We start from the raw sequence: 16,826 nt of genomic DNA, 5'->3' as shown, positions 1-16,826 counted from the left end.
GTACAGGGTTTTGGAGAGTTGGGGTTAAGGAAACCAACGAATTGCTGGGCCCTTAGGGGAAGATGTTTACAAGCCTGTTTTATTGAAAGCAGTCCGCCGCGGCAGTCTGCTTTCAATCTTTTAGTAGAGAGTCGTCTTACCAAGCAAGTGTTAATATCCCACCTCCTTGTCGTATGGGTTTTTCAAAAAAAGATATCATTGCTAAATCCTTAACTGCAATTGTTTGACTCTTGTCATCGTAAGGGATTTCAACGAGATTAGATCCTACTTCTATAACGAAAATAATGATGGGCATCGTTTCGAACTGAAAAGAAACAAATTCACCGACTATCAAGTAACTTTCTCCAAGTTCGAATTGAAGCTTTTTTTGGTCATGAACAATGTATGTTTTTCTCGCAAACGCTATTCTCTTTTGCCGGACTATTGAACTGATATGTCCAATCAACGCATAATCCTGCCTTCCCCAGTCCCAGATGAAGACACCTTCTTTGCAGGCGATAAAGCGATTCTCCCCCCATGGTTTTGGTATAATTCCAATACCAATACCACATTGGTTATGATAGTCATTTTTAAGATCCTCTATACTCGTCAACTCATCTAAACCATTTAACAAAGAATAGATTCCTGCGAATCCAAATTCATCGGTATAGGTATACATTACCTCCTCTAAACCTTGTCCACAGAACTTTTTGATGTTTTCATTGATATTATTGTTTTCGAGTGTGATGATTTTGCTCATAGTATCTCTCCTTTTTGTTTGAAAAGCCGTGAGACAAATTTCCGGTACAAAAATATTTCCGATAAAGAATTCCGGCGTATTCTTCTTTTATAAATTAATCATATGTGATTGTAAGCCATGGGAAAATGCAAAAACGGTTCTACCATGTCTGAGCAGCACATTCGTTATTCCGCGTGACTATTGACATGGTCAAATATCGGGCTTAGTTTTGATTTGAGACGATTTGGAAGTAATAGAGGTCCAGTCTGACAGAGAGAGCTGTCACCAAGTAAAAAAGAGGGGCAGATGACGATACCAATAAAAAAGGAGCCACTGCGACTGTGGTATAATTTGGTAAGAAATGGACGAAAACAATTCGGCTTTGTGCCGGTTATCTAATAACATGTGGTATAGGAGGAATAACGATAAATGGTTGATATAACGAGCAGAAGTTCAATAATTAGACGAGGTGAATTAAGAAAATGTGTTGAACTCTTGGGCACTGAGTACACCTTGTTGCCATACAAAATTTATGTTTATCGGGATCGTGAGGAAGTCCAGGCAGAGATGATTAATAACCCGGATATGGATATAAAAGATTACAACTACATTCTCAACAATGTATCGTATCAACCGCCAGGTGTGTGCTTGCATGAGAAGAAGTTGATCAAACTCTTCCCGTTCAATAATGATCCCTCAAATCCGGCAATGCAAAAGCTACATTCTGTTGGGAACGCATTTCATGAACTACGTCATGCATGGCAGCAAATAAATGGTATGTATATAGAAGAGGCAGAGCAGAAACTCGATTCTGAAAATATAGAGGATTATCTAACTCGTCCATCAGAAAGAGACGCTTATGAATTTCAAGAGCAGCAGATGAACAAGAACCAAATCAAGATTAGTGATATTCTCGGGTTCCATGGTATTGGTTATAACTACACTTGCGATATTAAGGCGACCATACTGAGAATTAAAGTGGGCAAGAAAGGATAAAGCCGTCACAAGGAGTAATTTTCAACGGGAAGTGATAGTGATTGAGGAGGTCGATAGCCATGAATTCAAAGCAGATCGAAAATGAAATAAAGGATTTGAAGCAGGCAGTTGCCGACATTCAGCTTCGTATTGATAAGCTTGAGAGAAAACAATTAATATCAGATCAGCCGCCTAAACCACGTAGAGGTATCGAACGAAGGCAGGCTTCAAACAATCATTCGAAGCTATTTGAAACGAAAGTCAATATTGATAGCGGCTTTGCCGACCTCCGCGAGATGAACAGACGTGCACTTGATTTGCTCCGGCATCAATGAACATACTATACAAAGCCAGATCGGCATTATCCCCCGACCTGGCTTTTTTTGCTTCCCGTTTGCGGGAAGAGGCTCTGGTACCTATGGTATCGAGCCTTTTTTGTTGCCAATTACAAAATGCTGTTATATTGCACCGTGGATCTAACTATTATATCAAAAGCGAGAAGAGGGGCTTCGTTCCTGCGACATCTTCTAACTTCGCCTCTTCCTTCGGAAATCGGCAAAGTAAGAAGCTGTACGCTCAGTTGCACTCGCCTGAGGCGACCGTTCGGCCTTCGGCACTCACTGTGAAACTGAGCCGCAGCAACTCGCCCCTCTGGGGATTGTTGCCCCTCTACCGAGGGGGCAAGCGGCTGTAAACGAGCCGCAAAAGCATGTTGCCGCATCAATCTACACGGCAAGCGTTTCTATCAAAACGCCAAAACCATACTGACTATCTGGTGATGGTCTAATCAAAGCATTACTGCAGCCGCAACGCTAATTTTTTACAGCAAAAGGAGGTGCATTACAATGGCAAGGCGAGGCAAACCCCTCATCTCGCAATTTTTTAATCGTGATCGTTTAGCATTTACTGCTTTGGCAAAGTGTGGACACGTTAGCCATGAGCATCTTCGCTCTTGCGGATTGGTAGACAAGCGTATCCAAAATATGGTGCGAGATCGTCACTTTGAGAAAGTAGTCTACAAGCAGAACGGAAAGATCAAAGAATGTTACCAGTTAACCAAGCTTGGTCGCCAAACGGCAAGTCGTCTTTGGCAATTAGAACGAGTATATTATGCCCAAAGCCCGGCTCATGACGTTGCATTAGCGGACAAGTATTTCAGTCTCCCCGAAAACTTGCGGGATTCTTGGAAGTCAGAAAACGAGGTTAGAGGTCAATTCCAGGAGCAACTAAGGATGATGCATGAACAAGACCAAGAAATGCAAGCCAAATTATACGAGGATATGCTCATCAGAGGACTAATCTCGATGCCGGATTGCGTCTACACAAACGAAAATGGCTTAGAGATCGCTTTTGAGATTATTACGGGTAATTATAGCGAAGAAGAACTTAGAGCTAAGGAAGCTCTGGTTGAAATAATGCAATATCAATACGAAACAACCCGAATTTGAGGAGGTGCAATTTTTATGGGTGTTTCAACTGTGATTAAACAGCAAATATGTGAGCAGCATCAAGATTATTTAAAAATTGTTTACCATCTTGGCAACAAGGTAATGTTGTTAAAACAGCTTTGGAATTATGCGAAGGACTTGGGGCTTGCACGAAATTTGAACGAGTTTTACATCCAAATTGCGAAGCTTGAGCACTACGAGATTATTTGCAAAGAGCCATTCACTGCGTACAACAAGAAAACTCAGCTACAAATGCTCGTTTTGCGAAAACATGCAATCAGATTTATTGAATGCAAGCAAAGTAGCTACAACGTTGCGTCTGTACCAGTTTCTCATTCGAATGAACGAATCCTTGTGAGCATATTTAAGAATTGCTACATTCAATCAAAAATATTGCCTCGTATTCAGAACGAAAACAAGACAATCACCTTTAATAGTATAGTTGACATGCTTGATCGTGATTGCAGTACGATCTTATTGAATAAAAATGAAGGTCTTGGATACTTATGTCAGCTTGCAAGCTATCAGCGGTTCCAAAAAGAACTCAGTATTGCTGGAATAGAGTATGAAATTGAAAAGATGAGAGCTTTACATCAAAAGCGGCTCGAAGGTCTAAAGAAAGGTTCAGCTTCAAAGAGAAAAGGAAAAGGGAAGCTGAACTCTTCTTCTGATACGCCTCTGAATGAAGTGATTCGTGATTATGACAGACGCATAGATGATGTAGAGGTCAAGTTTGTTTCTCCGAAGAATTATCGAATGAGTTGCTTCTCCATCGATACGATGCTCAATTGTAATTATTACATTGCCCAAATAAAGAGCATAAAAAACAAATGGCATGTAACCGTTTTGATGTTCGACATATACAACAAGCAAAACGCATATAAAATTGCCGCAGACATTGCTTGCTTGCATCATATGCTTAGTCGATTTCTCAATATCAAGAGCGATTTCAAGCTAAAGATCGGTGTGGTCTGCTTAGACGAAGCCGCGACGAAAAGAGTTAAAGCCGATTCGGAGACTCTTGTTCGTGATTTTGTCTCCAAAGAGGTTAAAGGTATGCGGTTTGTCGCGACTCTTCGCGATTGGGGAATTGATGATGAGATGCAGAAGCAAATTGATGTGCAATTCGTTGATTATGATATCACGAATCAGTTTATGGACGGGATCAAGCATATGAATCTAATGAGGCGGTAGTTTTTGACGCGATGGCAATTGCTCGGCTATGCCCGAGAAAAGGATTGCCATTCATTACATACTTCCATGAGTAACTTGGTCTAATATACCTTCACATGGAATTCTATTTCTTTTCTGCCTGTTTCAACAGCCTGTTTGACCAGTTCTATAAGTCGCAAACGATCTGTCCTTGCCATAAACGCATCTTCGCAGTATGGGCAATAATAAATCGGAACCCCTTTGACCGTTGCGAGTTTCCCGTTTTTTCTGCCAATTTTGGTTACGTACCTTAATTCTCTCTCATTGCTGCAATTACATGTTATGGATTTTTGATCCATATCATTTACGTTTCTCTGCTCAGTTTGCGATTGTGCCACGGAATATCCAAAAAACTTTGCAAACAAATCCCCGTCACCAGTTTCCGTTGATTCATCCCTACACTCAGGAGCCGGTTCTTTCTCTTTCTGGCTCAGGACAACTCTCGCGGCTTGGTTAAATGCCAATCCCTGTCGCCTCATAACTTGAGCAACACGCTGAGAATAGTCAACAACAGAAATGAACCGCTCACGATAGAAAAGGCTGTAAAACAAGTACAAGCAAAGCCCGACTCCTACGATAGCACCAGCCGAACTGGCAAGGTTCGTTTGCAAGTCTGCCATGTAATGATTCCAGCGTTCTTTCGTTGCGTCTCCCGACACCCAACTGAGACAAATTCCGTAATACAAGACAAATATAATCGATCGAGTAAATGACCCGATCAAAAGAAAAGACCAGAACATGCCACTGGCATTCGAATAATGCTTGCGGTAAAACGCTTGAACTACCCCTCTTTTAATCAGCTGGCGAATCGTAAGGTGATAAACGACAAAACACATACCGATTGCCGCGTCCATCGTCGCCAGAAACGGGAAATAGTCTTGATTGAATGCCAGGAAGATATAAAATGGAATATGCAGTTGAAGCAGCCATCGCCACATTCCCGCCCACAAGACATCCATTTCAGGATGTGGCAATGTTTCATTTCGGTGAATTCTTTTCTCGACGATATCTTTAAACATGTCGTTCCTCTCCCTTCCTTTTTACTCGGCGGTTTTTCTTTTGGTTACGGATCAACAATCAAGGATAACAGATCCAATAAAAAAGACTGATCTACTAAAATTGCACTGTATAGGTCTTCCAGGCTTCACAGGGCATAATAACCCCTTCGATTCCTAAGAAACCTAACAAAAAAGTGCAATTCTAAATAAATCAGTCTTCAAAATGGCTTGAGAAAATGTCAATAAAAATGTTGATTTAGGCAAGATGACATAATGTGAATATACAAAATGCAGTTTTTTGTTGTCAAGGAGAAAAAGCAAAAAAATCAGGGGTCAGGGAGAAGGGAACCCAACTTTCTGACCCTTCCCTGATTCTCATCCCTGATCGACACCACAGCTGCATAACTCTTTCATCATCTTTCGTGAATAGTCCAAACGCATTAAGCTCCCTCAATTCGTAGCCTTTCCCTACCTTGTTGTGAAGGTAACTGTATCCAAATATTGGTTGACAACTCTTATTTTGAGCGGTATTATTTCATCAAAGAAAAAAGAGATGGGGAACAACAATGAACCAAATAAAAAGCTACTTAAATTACGGCTCTACACAAAACATAGTGCTTGAAAGTAACTGATTTCTTATGCTGAGTGGCCCAGAATAGAAAAACATCTGTACATTCCGTAAAATGGTTGTGCTACCAATCCACTTCGAGGAATGACAGATGCACAACCAGTATACCGATCTTTTGCTTGATTTACCAGAGGTTAAAGCGATACAAGTTTTGGAAATCGATGAACGAACGATTCATATCGAAGTCTCTCCTTGTTCGAATACCCAGGCATGCCCGATCTGTCGATCGAAAGAGTCCGTGATCCGTAGAGGTAAAAACCGGATGCGTAAAATTCGTCATCGCGATGCATTTGACAAAACCATTTATGTGCTAACCCCTGCCATCCGGATGTTCTGTAATGATTGCCAGTGTGGTTTCGTCTGGCAGTATGCCTTTGTCGGCGCTGGCAAACGGTACTCTCACGCTTTTGAAAAGCAAGCCATTCGCACGGCAACGGCGGCTACCGTCAAACAAAGCGCTGAAATTCATGAAATGCCCGCGAGCACACTCCAAACCAAGCATCAACAATGGTTGGCGGCGGAAAGCGCGCGTCTTCAGGAACGTGTGTGGCAAGATGCCGCTCATACCTCGAACCTGGTACTGGGGATAGACGATTTCGCGATCCGAAAAGGTCATACCTACAATACAGGCATCCATAATTTAAGAGGCGAAACGCTGCTTGACATTTTACCCGGCCGTACATTGGAAGAACTTCGAGCGTATGCGAGGCAGCATCCGGAGTTTTTGGCGCTGCGTCCGAGAGCCGTGGTAATGGATTTAGCACCCTATTACCATACCTGGATTCAGGAATGTTTTCCGGAAGCGATTCGGATTGCGGACCGATTTCATGTCCATCGGTATGTCACGGAAGCTGTTCAGGCCGTCCGAAAAACGGTGCAAAGCACACTGTCTCCCAGAGCGAAAGCCAATCTGAAAGCCAAGCATCGGTTGCTCAACCCGCCACAGGCATCGCTGCCTGCCCAACAGCAACAACAGTTAAAGGAAATTCTGAGTTATTCGCCTCTGTTGCAGCAGGCGCATGCTTGGAAAGAAGCGTTCAGCGAATGGTACGACTGCTCGCCGGATGCGAAAGTAGCGAACATCCGATTAGATGACTGGCTCAAACAAGGGGAACGGCTCGAACATCCGGCTGTCTCCGCTTGTTTGAAAACCATTCGGAACTGGCGTCAAGAGATCGTCAACTACCATCGTTGCCGCTGGACCAACGCTGCCGTTGAAGGCAAAAATAACCGAATGAAAGCTTTCCAGCGCAGACATTACTTCACTCGCAACCGAGTTAGGTACGTGCAGGGTCTTCTCGTTGAATGCAATCGTGCACGTTATTGCCGATAACACAAACGTTCCGAAATCCCAAGCACTAACTTTGGAATTGAGCCTTTAAAAAATTATGATTTTCTTTGTTTGTGCATCAGGTGTGCATTAATTTGTGGATAAGTGGGTTCGCCTCACAAGAAATTGAACAAGGGGTAATTAAAAATTTAAATGAAGAAGCTTCGAAAACAAACTTAAAGGTTATACTTGGAAATAAGCGTCGGTAATGCAAAAGCTTCCCCAAAAGGGAAGCTTTTGTTGTAGAGACTCATTTTAACAAGCAAGTGTAATATTCTACCTTCAAGTTGTCAAAAATCCAAACTGCTGCTTTATTTGAATCTTGTTCTCGTAGGAATTTATACCAGTGCATATCCCTATACTATACGTGAAAAGTTCCCATTCGTTTGTTGCGTTATGATAAGTGAAGATTTTTGTAATAATGGCTGCGGAATATTCTCTGTACAAAAATAATTATGATAATGGGCAACCCAAATGTATTTTGAAAGAATGTGTAAGTTTCCTTGGTGTTGTATCAGATTATCCTCAATAACTTGTTTGTGCTGTAATAACAATGCAACAGCTTCTTGATAATCACCATACTCACGTACATCATGCATTATAGCTTCCAAATAGTTTATGAACCATTTTCCATCTGTGTTATCTTGAATTAAATCTGTGCTTTGTGGAGACCAATTAGGTTCAGCATAATATTCAACATGCTGCTTAACCATTTGAACTGCTTCATCACTTAATATGATTCTTGGAAATATTGCAAATCTATTTTCAAGATCATGTGCCTCAATTATTGAAGGTCCATAAGCAAATTCATCGTCACCATAATAGTCTCCAATTGCTACCCCGCCACGGATAAAAAAGCCTTCTAATGTAAGTGCTAATTGGAAGGAAGCAAAATCAAGGAAAACGCCACCGAGTTGTAATTCACCATCTTCGTAAATTGGAAGACCAATTACAATATTATCGGTAAAAGCCTTAAAGATACCAACGTAGTCTTCGGCAGGCTTTAATTGCCTGTATTGTTCAGTCAATATTTTGTGAAGGCGTTTCAGAAGTTGATCCCCTCCACCGGTTTGGTGGGCATTCAAAACCATTTGGGAAAAACCTAAAATATCAGTGAAACAAACTACTGATGGAATCAATAAAGGATTTTGAGGGTCATATCGTTTCAGCATAAAATCCACCCTTAGTTCTGGAATATTTTTACGATTAAATAAATTATAAATGTATATTCTTTTCACAGTCAATTATTGGTTGTGATCAAAGTGGATCATGCTTCTTGAATTGAAAGCAGTCGGCTGCGGTAGGCTAACCTTGGTAACGCAAACGGAAATGTCCCAAAAGGGAAAAGTGGAATGAGCAGGTGCCCGGGGTAAGGGGATCTTAGAATAAGGTACCTGGGGAGGGAAACACCTTGGACGATCACGAACAACAACATGAGCAACCATTGGATCCGGTCGCTGAACTCAACCGAAAAATTCAAGAGTCTTTTAAGCAGTTGGGCATCAAACCGAAACAGCCCAATGATGAGGATATGCCTGACTAACCAAAAGAAAAACCGCCTCATTACTCGGCGGTTTTTCTTTTGGTTACAGATCAACAATCAAGGATTGCAGAGCCTTTAACAATTATTTTCCATTCTAAGCCATGGGAAAATGCAAAAATGGTTCTACCATGTCTGAGTTTCCCGATATTCAGATCCCTACTACCCAAACCCTTAGGACTTGATACATGAATCCGGCTCGTAACGTATGTGATGCTGAGGCGTTTGGTTCTTGGGTTATTTGCAATTTGACCACTTCAGTACACGCTATCGTTACTGGGAGTGTCCTACTATATACGACCAAAGAACACAGGTCCAGATCATAAAATCAAATTTTTTTGATTTAGCGATTGACGATGACAGAAAATGATGGTAAATTGATTTTATGAAGATTTAATCAAAAATTTTTGATAAATACTATAGGGGGGATCAGTCATGAATCATTATGTTTTTGAAATGCTCGCTAAACAAAGACAGCAGGAAATTATAAAAGTGGCACGTTTGTCTCATAAAGAAGGGTACATAACAACAAGCTTTATGGATAAGCTGAACCAGCGGTTACGTTTCCGCCAAACAAAACAAGCCGCAACTGCAGTTTGCTGCTGCTGTTAATTCAAGGCGGCTTAGCCATATGAAAATTGATATTCCGGTTACACAAGTAAATGCTGGGTCCGGTGTTTCGTTTACAAAATACGAAGCCAAATTCAAAGCCCTTGCCGATCAAAAGCGGCTGCAGATCTTGTACGAGCTTTGCCAAAGGGGTAACACTTGCGTTTGCGATCTTTCTGAAATCGTTGAAATGCAGCAGTCTAAGCTGTCGTATCACCTAAAGATTCTCCTCGATGCCGGGCTTATTACAAAAGAAACACGCGGTACTTGGAGTCATTACGAAATTAACGCAGAAGAAGTCGGCGAGCTGCTGTCCGAGAAATTGTGCTGCATCTTTAGGCCCGCTCAAGCTAAGAGCAGCGACTGCTGCTAATTTTTTTGAACTAATAATCAAATAATTTTGATTTATAAAATGGAGGCTGATATTTATGAGTGAGTGTTGCTCTTCTTCGGCACAGCTGGTGCCGATCATGCAAACAGGTTGCGGTTGCGGCGTAACGCAGCTGTTGCCGCTTGATGATAACCGAAGGCTACCGGTTGCCATTATTGGCGGGGGGCCAGTAGGGCTTGCCGCGGCTGCACATCTCGTTTCAAAGGGCGAATCGTTCGTTCTTTTTGAAGCCGCAAGCGAAGTCGCTGGAAATATTCAAAGCTGGAGCCATGTTCGCTTATTTTCTCCGTGGAAATACAACATCGATAAGGCAGCAAAAGAGCTTCTCGAGGTTCATGGCTGGAAAGCTCCAAGTGATGACGAACATCCAACAGGCGGGGAACTCGTTGAGAAGTATTTAGATCCCTTGTCTAAACTTTCGTCGATAAAGCCCAATATTCACTACAACGCAAAAGTTGTGGCCATCAGCAGAAAAGGCTTAAGTAAAGTAAAAACCTATGGCCGCGAAAAACTGCCGTTTGTTCTGCGTGTTAAAAAAGACGATAAGCAAATCGCTTTTGAAGCAAAAGCTGTAATCGACGCTTCCGGGACCTGGTCAAACCCTAATCCCTCAAATTCCGAAGGAGTCTGGACAGAGGAAGAACGCTTAGTAAATAGTCAGATCTTTTACGGTATTCCAGATGTTTTGGATAAAGACAGAGTCAGATATAGCCGCAAAAAAGTTCTTGTTGTCGGCAGCGGACACTCGGCTGTGAACGCTCTTTTAGATCTTGAACGTCTTCAGCACGAGGAGCCGGAAACAAACATCATTTGGGTGATCCGAAAGTCAAATGTTAAAGAAGTTTATGGTGGGCAAGAAAATGACGGTCTTCGCGAACGCGGCGTTTTGGGCGTTCGCCTTCAAAAGCTTGTGGAAGCCGGAAAGCTTAGGGTATATACCTCGTTTAACATCGTTAGTTTTAATAAAGACGCGGACAAAATTATCGTTACTGGGCGGTCAAACGATCAGACAATACGCATCGAAGGAATCGATGAAATCATCACCAGCACCGGATCGCGTCCTGATATCAATTTCCTTCGGGAAGTTAGAATCGATTTGGACCCAGCACTTGAAAGCGTGGACGCTCTGGCACAGCTTATTGACCCCAATATTCACAGCTGCGGAACTGTGCGTCCACATGGAGAAAGGGAGCTGCGTCAGCCTGAGCAGAACTTTTACATTGTAGGCTCAAAAAGTTATGGCAGGGCACCAACGTTTTTGCTGGCAACAGGATACGAGCAAGTCAGATCAGTGGTCGCAGCATTAACGGGCGACTTTGAAGAAGCCGAAAAGGTCGAGCTTGAGTTGCCGGAAACGGGCGTATGCAGTATCAGTAGCTCAAGTAGCAGTGTTGCTGCTGAAAGTTGCTGCGGCGGCTCCGTACCTGTGGATGTCGATGCTTGCTGTGCAGCGGACGCGAATGCAAAAACGTCCGGAAATTATGGATGTGGGTGTGGTACCGCTTTGGCTGAAACGGCCAAAAGTATTTCTAAAAATAGTTCTTGCTGCGGTTAAACCAAATGTGCCGGCGTTGCGTTTGCAATGCCGGCGTACTTTACTCAATCTACTTTTGGATTTCAGTCGGGATAACTACTTGAAAGTTTCAACTAAATATGTAATAACTATTTTAGAGGTGATTGGTAATGGAGGATCTTCGTCAACTTTTTCAACTCATCAACAGACGTTTTGGCCTGTTAAATGAAAATTGCTGCTCACTCGGAGACCAAAAGTTTTCTCTGATCCAAAGCGAAATTCTTTATGAGATCGATCGGCAACGCCAAGCTTCCATGCAACAGGTTGCTGCTTCGCTGGGGATGGAAATCACAAGGTTTAGCCACCAGATTCATACGCTAATACGCAAGGGCTTAGTGATAAAGAAGGCTTCTGAAATGGATAAAAGGGTATTTGTATTGTCACTTACTACAGAGGGGAAATTTGTGGCCACCATGATTGATGAGCGGATCAAAGAGCAACTGCAGCAGGTATTAAATTCAATGAACGACAATGACAAAGAAACAGTCTTGCGGGCCTTAACACTGCTCAACAAAAGCATGCAGATCCCCCCCTCATGTTGTACATGAAAAAGGGCATCGAGCCACTCCTTTTTTCTTAACCAATACTTGAAATTTTCAACTAATTTTAAGGAGAGAAGTTACATGAGCAAACAGGTGGACGTAATTGTTATTGGTGCAGGACAGGCAGGATTAGCCGCAGGATACCACCTTAAAAAGAGTGGACTTCAGTTTTTGATTCTGGAATCCAGCGGAGAATCTGCAGGCTCTTGGCCCAAGTATTACGACAGCTTAAAATTATTCTCGCCTGCAAGGTACTCTACTCTACCGGGCATGTCGTTTCCCGGCCCCGGAGATCGATACCCACTGCGTGATGAGGTCATTGCTTACTTGAAGGATTATGCCTTACATTTTCAGTTTCCTATTGTCTACAACAGTCATGTGTCAGCGATTCAGCAGGAGTCTGGAACATTTCGTATTATCACCATGTCAGGAGAGACGTATCAGGCACGTAACCTTATTTGTGCGACAGGCTCCTTTAGTCGCCCATTTATCCCGGAAATTGATGGACAAAACGATTTTAAGGGAAAAGTCCTACATTCATCTGAATACTTAAGGCCAGATGCGTTTCTGGATCAATCGGTTATTGTTGTCGGCCGTGGAAATTCTGCTGTGCAAATTGCAATCGAGCTCTCGGAAGTCGCAAAAACGACTTTGGCTGTACATGAGCCTGTATCACTGCTTCCACAACGTTTTTTGGGCCGTGACATTCATTTTTGGCTCAAAGTTACTGGCGTGGATTCCTTTTGGTCATTCGGCAAGGCTGCTGCAAACAGTTCTTCCGTGATGGACCTGGGAGGTTATAAGAAGCGATTGAATGCTGGCCATCCGGTACAAAAGCAAATGTTCACCGCCTTTAATTCGGATGGGGTAATTTGGCCAGATGGTTCTAATGAAAAAGCGGATGCCGTTATATTTGCTACTGGATTCCGTTCAAACCTCAATTTCTTGCAGGATATAGGTGCTTTAGACGGAAACGGAAACCCCTTACAAAAAGCTGGTATTAGCAATAATGTTCCGGGGCTTTATTTTGTAGGTCTTTCCGGTCAACGTACATTTTCTTCCGCGACGATTCGAGGGGTTGGCAGGGACGCCAGTTATGTTGTTAATCAGATCCTCCGGTAGACAAAAATACAACGAGGCAATTGATAACCTTCTTACTCCCGGCAATCGCGGGGGTATTTTTTTATAAGTGGGAAATAATATTATCCCTTGATTATATAATCCAAAAACAATATATTGAACTTAGGCTAAAAGTGAGGTGGAATAAGTGATTACTGTGAACCACATTCAAGAGATGTCAGAGCTCTTAAAAATCCTAAGCGATCAATCAAGATTATCTATGCTTGCTCTGCTTCGAGAAGGCGAGCTATGCGTGTGTGATCTCGTGGAACTGGTTGGCTTGAGTCAGCCGGGCGTCAGTCAGCACCTTAAGAAAATGAAAGCCGTAGGACTTGTGAACGAAACCCGTAAAAGCCAGTGGATTTACTATTCGCTGAATATCGACGACAAACCATACGTTAAAGCCGTGTTAGACACGATTCCATCGCTAAAAGATAAAATCGATTCGATGAAAAACAGATGTTGCTAACCAGGAGGCATTATGACAGCACTTGCGATTGTTATTTTTCTTGTGACACTTACGTTTGTGATATGGCAGCCTAAAGGGCTGAATATCGGTTATTCCGCGATGGGTGGGGCGATCTTAGCACTGATCTTTGGTGTCGTAACAATTGAAGACGTCGGAACGGTTACCGGCATTGTATGGAACGCAACGCTTGCTTTTGTTGCCATCATCCTGATATCGCTGATCTTGGACGAAATCGGCTTTTTCGAATGGGCGGCCCTGCACATGGCACGCCTTGCTAAAGGCAATGGCAAGCTCATGTTTGTGTATGTAGTTCTTTTAGGTGCAGCAGTCGCGGCATTCTTTGCAAACGATGGAGCAGCACTGATTTTGACGCCTATTGTCCTCGCCATGGTCAGGGCTCTTAAGTTTGATCAAAGGATGATCTTGCCGTTTATTATGGCGAGTGGCTTTATTGCTGATACTGCCTCATTGCCGCTTGTGGTCAGTAACCTGGTCAATATCGTTTCCGCCGATTATTTTGGCATCGGCTTTGTGGAGTACGCAAGCCGAATGATCATTCCGACGCTCTTTTCAATCGCGGCCAGCTTAATTGTTTTGTATCTGTTCTTTAAAAAAACCATCCCGGGCAATTACGATTTTACTCAGCTTAAAAAGCCCGCTGAGGCCATTAAAGACATGAGGCTGTTTAAGCTCTCTTGGATCGTGCTTGCGGTCCTGCTCATTGCTTACATGGTGAGTGAGTTCATTCAATTGCCGGTTTCCGTTATCGCTGGAGTGGTGGCTATTGTCTTTATCCTGGCTGCAAGAGGTAGCCATGCAATCCACACAGCGAAACTGATTAAAGAGGCTCCATGGGCCGTTGTCGTGTTCTCGATTGGCATGTATGTAGTTGTTTACGGACTTCGTAACGTAGGGCTTACGGACATGTTGGGTGATGTCATTCAAAAGGTTGCAGATCAAGGGCTTTACATATCTGCTGTCGGAATGGGCTTCATCGCTGCCATATTGTCCTCAATCATGAACAATATGCCCACAGTAATGATCGATGCTCTCGCCATCAACGGCACTGACACACAAGGCGTAATCAGAGAGTCGCTCATTTACGCCAACGTCATCGGCAGCGATTTGGGTCCGAAAATTACGCCGATCGGATCCCTCGCAACTCTGCTGTGGCTGCATGTGCTGGCTCGAAAAGACATCAAAATTACCTGGGGCAATTATTTTAAGACGGGTATTTTGCTCACGGTGCCAACGCTGTTTATTACACTGACTGGGCTTTATCTGTGGCTACACGTTATTCATACCGTAAGCATTAACGTCTGGTTCCTCATCGCTGCGGTTGCAGTAGCTGTTATTTTGATTGCGTTGGTCATCAAATCTATCTTGACCAGCGGCCAAGCTAAACCGGTTAAAATTTCACGCAAATAAAGGAGACCATTATCCATGGAGAAAAAACCACTGATTTACTTTTTGTGCACCGGTAACTCATGCAGAAGTCAGATTGCAGACGGATTTATGAAAGCTCTTGGCGGCGACAAGTATGAAGTCAAAAGTGCTGGCCTTGAGGCACATGGCCTTAACCCGAGAGCTGTACAGGTAATGAACGAAGCAGGCATCGATATCAGCAGCCACACTTCTGATGTCATTGATCCGGATGTTTTGAACCGTGCCGATTACGTGATTACGCTTTGCGGACATGCCGACGAGCACTGCCCGGTGATTCAAAACAAAAATGTAACCAAGTGGCACTGGGGTTTTGACGATCCCGCCAAAGCTACCGGAACAGAAGAAGAAGTGATGACGAAGTTCCGTGAAGTTCGCGATTCCATCAAGAATCGTATTGAGCAGTTCGTGAAAGAAGGTAAGTAATATGATTAAACGGATGCATGTTGCCGTTAACTGCATGGATCTACAAAAGTCGCTTGATTTTTATAAAGCATTTTTCGGTGCTGAACCGACAAAGGTCAAAGACAACTACGCCAAGTTTGAACTTGACGATCCAGCACTACATTTCTCACTCAACGTTCGTCCGTTTGAGAAAAAAGGCGTACTTAACCATCTGGGATTTCAGGTGGACGATACAGAAGAAGTACTGGCCATGGGCGAGCGGCTGCGTCAGTCGGGACTTCTGCTAATTGACGAAATGAATACAACTTGTTGCTACGCGGTTCAAGATAAAGTTTGGGTATATGATCCAGACGGCAATGCGTGGGAGATCTTTTACACCAAGGAAGACTCCGAATTTGAATCGGCGGGCGAAGTAAGCGACATGTCTCTTTGCTGTGCTCCACCAAGTCAGCCGGTAGCCATTGAGTTTGGTTCGTTTAAAAAGGAGCATTCAAATGACCGAGAAGAATTACCATTCACTGCATGAAAATAAAATCTTCATGGGTGGAGCAAAAGATGTTGAGTCGATGGTGAAAAATGAAGGCATCGAAGTCGTTGTGGATTTGCGTGAGGAATCCACCGGTTGTGCGTATCCTGAGGCAAATGTAGCGTGGATCAAGATCCCTCTTGGAGACAATGCCACTGAGAGCGAAGAAGTCCTGTACAAAAAGGCCATCGATGAAGTCGTGAATGCTTATCGCCAGGGCCAGAAAGTTGCTTTTCACTGCGGCGGCGGCAAGGGTCGTACGGGAACGGTTGCTGCAGGCACACTCATGGAACTTGGTGTAGCGAAGTCTCTCGATGAAGCAGAAGCCAAGGCAAAAAGCATTCGCAGCATTATAGATATTAAGCCGTCTCAAACAGAATCGCTTAAGAAGATATTCGGCGATTAATACAAAAGAGCCATCAATCAAGGTGGCTCTTTTGTATTTTATTCAACCAAAGATAACAGATGGAAGCTGAAAAGATCGCAAGCGAAGAACAAAAATGAAGAATGGAGATAGAAACCAAACTGGAATGCACGAGATGGACTGGTTTCAGCTTGTATTATCGCTTCGATTCTTTTTGTTTCTAATCACAAATGCTCAAGTGTTGGGCACAGTTGTTACGATACTTCTCTTTATTGTTTTTGTATTTTTTGTTTAAGAATTCTACGAACCCATTTCTTCCTGGACCACTTTTACTTGATCTTCTTGTATTCATTGCCGCGGCCTACCGATGTTTGTAAGTTTGTGGTGGCTTTCGTGGGTTATCATAATTTTAGTGATAGGAATACCATCATATTTTTCATTCCAAAAGTACAAAAAACTACAATGAGACGGTCAGACTAATCTCGGCGATAACCTAAAGCTCAGAATTTAACCTAAACCCATATTCCCTGCTTTTC

General features: G+C 43.0%; 19 protein-coding genes. 16 read left to right on the top strand and 3 right to left on the bottom strand.

The features are described from left to right. Positions 1 to 136: 136 nt before the first annotated feature. Positions 137 to 739 carry a hypothetical protein gene (locus tag JMF85_RS02170; protein ID WP_201317676.1) on the bottom strand — a complete coding sequence of 201 codons (603 nt, stop codon included), beginning with the start codon at positions 737 to 739 and terminating at the stop codon, positions 137 to 139. 408 nt (positions 740 to 1,147) lie between these two features. On the opposite strand from JMF85_RS02170, the gene JMF85_RS02165 reads away from it, so the two are divergent. From JMF85_RS02165 to JMF85_RS02150, 4 genes are all read left to right on the top strand, one after another. Continuing rightward, positions 1,148 to 1,714 (top strand): hypothetical protein, encoded by a 567-nt coding sequence (locus JMF85_RS02165; protein ID WP_201317675.1) that lies wholly within the window; start codon positions 1,148 to 1,150, stop codon positions 1,712 to 1,714. Between the two features lie 59 nt (positions 1,715 to 1,773). Beyond that, positions 1,774 to 2,028 carry a hypothetical protein gene (locus JMF85_RS02160; RefSeq protein WP_201317674.1) on the top strand — a complete coding sequence of 85 codons (255 nt, stop codon included), beginning with the start codon at positions 1,774 to 1,776 and terminating at the stop codon, positions 2,026 to 2,028. Positions 2,029 to 2,538: 510 nt separating this feature from the next. Next, a complete protein-coding gene (locus tag JMF85_RS02155) occupies positions 2,539 to 3,141 on the top strand; it encodes a hypothetical protein (protein ID WP_201317673.1) in 603 nt (200 codons plus the stop codon). Positions 3,142 to 3,156: 15 nt separating this feature from the next. Further along, entirely contained in the window at positions 3,157 to 4,335 is a 1,179-nt protein-coding gene (locus tag JMF85_RS02150) for a hypothetical protein (protein WP_201317672.1), read from the top strand. 80 nt (positions 4,336 to 4,415) lie between these two features. On the opposite strand, the gene JMF85_RS02145 is transcribed toward JMF85_RS02150, so the two are convergent. Then, positions 4,416 to 5,372: a potassium-transporting ATPase subunit F gene (locus JMF85_RS02145; RefSeq protein WP_201317671.1), complete on the bottom strand. Its 957-nt coding sequence runs from the start codon at positions 5,370 to 5,372 to the stop codon at positions 4,416 to 4,418. Positions 5,373 to 6,070: 698 nt separating this feature from the next. On the opposite strand from JMF85_RS02145, the gene JMF85_RS02140 reads away from it, so the two are divergent. Then, complete coding sequence (locus tag JMF85_RS02140) at positions 6,071 to 7,312, top strand: ISL3 family transposase (protein ID WP_201317670.1); 1,242 nt, start codon at positions 6,071 to 6,073, stop codon at positions 7,310 to 7,312. A gap of 353 nt (positions 7,313 to 7,665) precedes the next feature. Here JMF85_RS02140 and JMF85_RS02135 read toward each other — a convergent pair whose 3' ends face one another. Further along, on the bottom strand, positions 7,666 to 8,481 hold the full coding sequence (locus JMF85_RS02135) for a hypothetical protein (protein WP_201317669.1): 816 nt from the start codon (positions 8,479 to 8,481) through the stop codon (positions 7,666 to 7,668). 239 nt (positions 8,482 to 8,720) lie between these two features. Between JMF85_RS02135 and JMF85_RS28335 the strand changes: the two genes are divergently transcribed. The 11 genes from JMF85_RS28335 (at position 8,721) to JMF85_RS02085 (ending at position 16,332) form a co-directional block, all read left to right on the top strand. Continuing rightward, a complete protein-coding gene (locus JMF85_RS28335) occupies positions 8,721 to 8,852 on the top strand; it encodes a hypothetical protein (RefSeq protein ID WP_269103148.1) in 132 nt (43 codons plus the stop codon). A 432-nt stretch (positions 8,853 to 9,284) separates the two neighbouring features. Then, entirely contained in the window at positions 9,285 to 9,461 is a 177-nt protein-coding gene (locus tag JMF85_RS02130; RefSeq protein WP_201317668.1) for a hypothetical protein, read from the top strand. A 19-nt stretch (positions 9,462 to 9,480) separates the two neighbouring features. Further along, the gene (locus JMF85_RS02125) at positions 9,481 to 9,831 is read left to right on the top strand and encodes an ArsR/SmtB family transcription factor (protein WP_201317667.1); all 351 of its coding nucleotides are present in this window, start codon (positions 9,481 to 9,483) and stop codon (positions 9,829 to 9,831) included. Between the two features lie 55 nt (positions 9,832 to 9,886). After that, complete coding sequence (locus JMF85_RS02120) at positions 9,887 to 11,404, top strand: NAD(P)-binding domain-containing protein (protein WP_236595708.1); 1,518 nt, start codon at positions 9,887 to 9,889, stop codon at positions 11,402 to 11,404. Between the two features lie 128 nt (positions 11,405 to 11,532). After that, positions 11,533 to 11,970, top strand: coding sequence for a MarR family winged helix-turn-helix transcriptional regulator (locus JMF85_RS02115; protein WP_201317666.1), 438 nt, complete (start codon positions 11,533 to 11,535; stop codon positions 11,968 to 11,970). 75 nt (positions 11,971 to 12,045) lie between these two features. Continuing rightward, entirely contained in the window at positions 12,046 to 13,086 is a 1,041-nt protein-coding gene (locus JMF85_RS02110) for an NAD(P)-binding domain-containing protein (RefSeq protein WP_201317665.1), read from the top strand. A gap of 145 nt (positions 13,087 to 13,231) precedes the next feature. Then, positions 13,232 to 13,552 (top strand): ArsR/SmtB family transcription factor, encoded by a 321-nt coding sequence (locus JMF85_RS02105; protein WP_397375523.1) that lies wholly within the window; start codon positions 13,232 to 13,234, stop codon positions 13,550 to 13,552. Between the two features lie 12 nt (positions 13,553 to 13,564). Further along, positions 13,565 to 14,980, top strand: a complete 1,416-nt coding sequence (locus JMF85_RS02100) for an arsenic transporter (RefSeq protein ID WP_201317664.1) — start codon at positions 13,565 to 13,567, stop codon at positions 14,978 to 14,980. Between the two features lie 15 nt (positions 14,981 to 14,995). Next, complete coding sequence (gene arsC, locus JMF85_RS02095) at positions 14,996 to 15,421, top strand: arsenate reductase (thioredoxin) (protein WP_201317663.1); 426 nt, start codon at positions 14,996 to 14,998, stop codon at positions 15,419 to 15,421. Between the two features lies 1 nt (position 15,422). After that, positions 15,423 to 15,926, top strand: coding sequence for an ArsI/CadI family heavy metal resistance metalloenzyme (locus JMF85_RS02090; protein ID WP_201317662.1), 504 nt, complete (start codon positions 15,423 to 15,425; stop codon positions 15,924 to 15,926). Further along, the gene (locus tag JMF85_RS02085) at positions 15,895 to 16,332 is read left to right on the top strand and encodes a protein-tyrosine phosphatase family protein (protein WP_201317661.1); all 438 of its coding nucleotides are present in this window, start codon (positions 15,895 to 15,897) and stop codon (positions 16,330 to 16,332) included. Before JMF85_RS02090 ends, JMF85_RS02085 begins: the two co-directional genes overlap by 32 nt. Positions 16,333 to 16,826 lie beyond the last annotated feature (494 nt).

The organism is Paenibacillus sp. EPM92 (assembly GCF_016586185.1).
In the GTDB taxonomy this organism is placed as follows: Bacteria; Bacillota; Bacilli; order Paenibacillales; family NBRC-103111; genus Paenibacillus_G; species Paenibacillus_G validus.
Note: the sequence above shows the minus strand (reverse complement) of the source record. Positions and strands in the feature narration are given on the sequence as shown.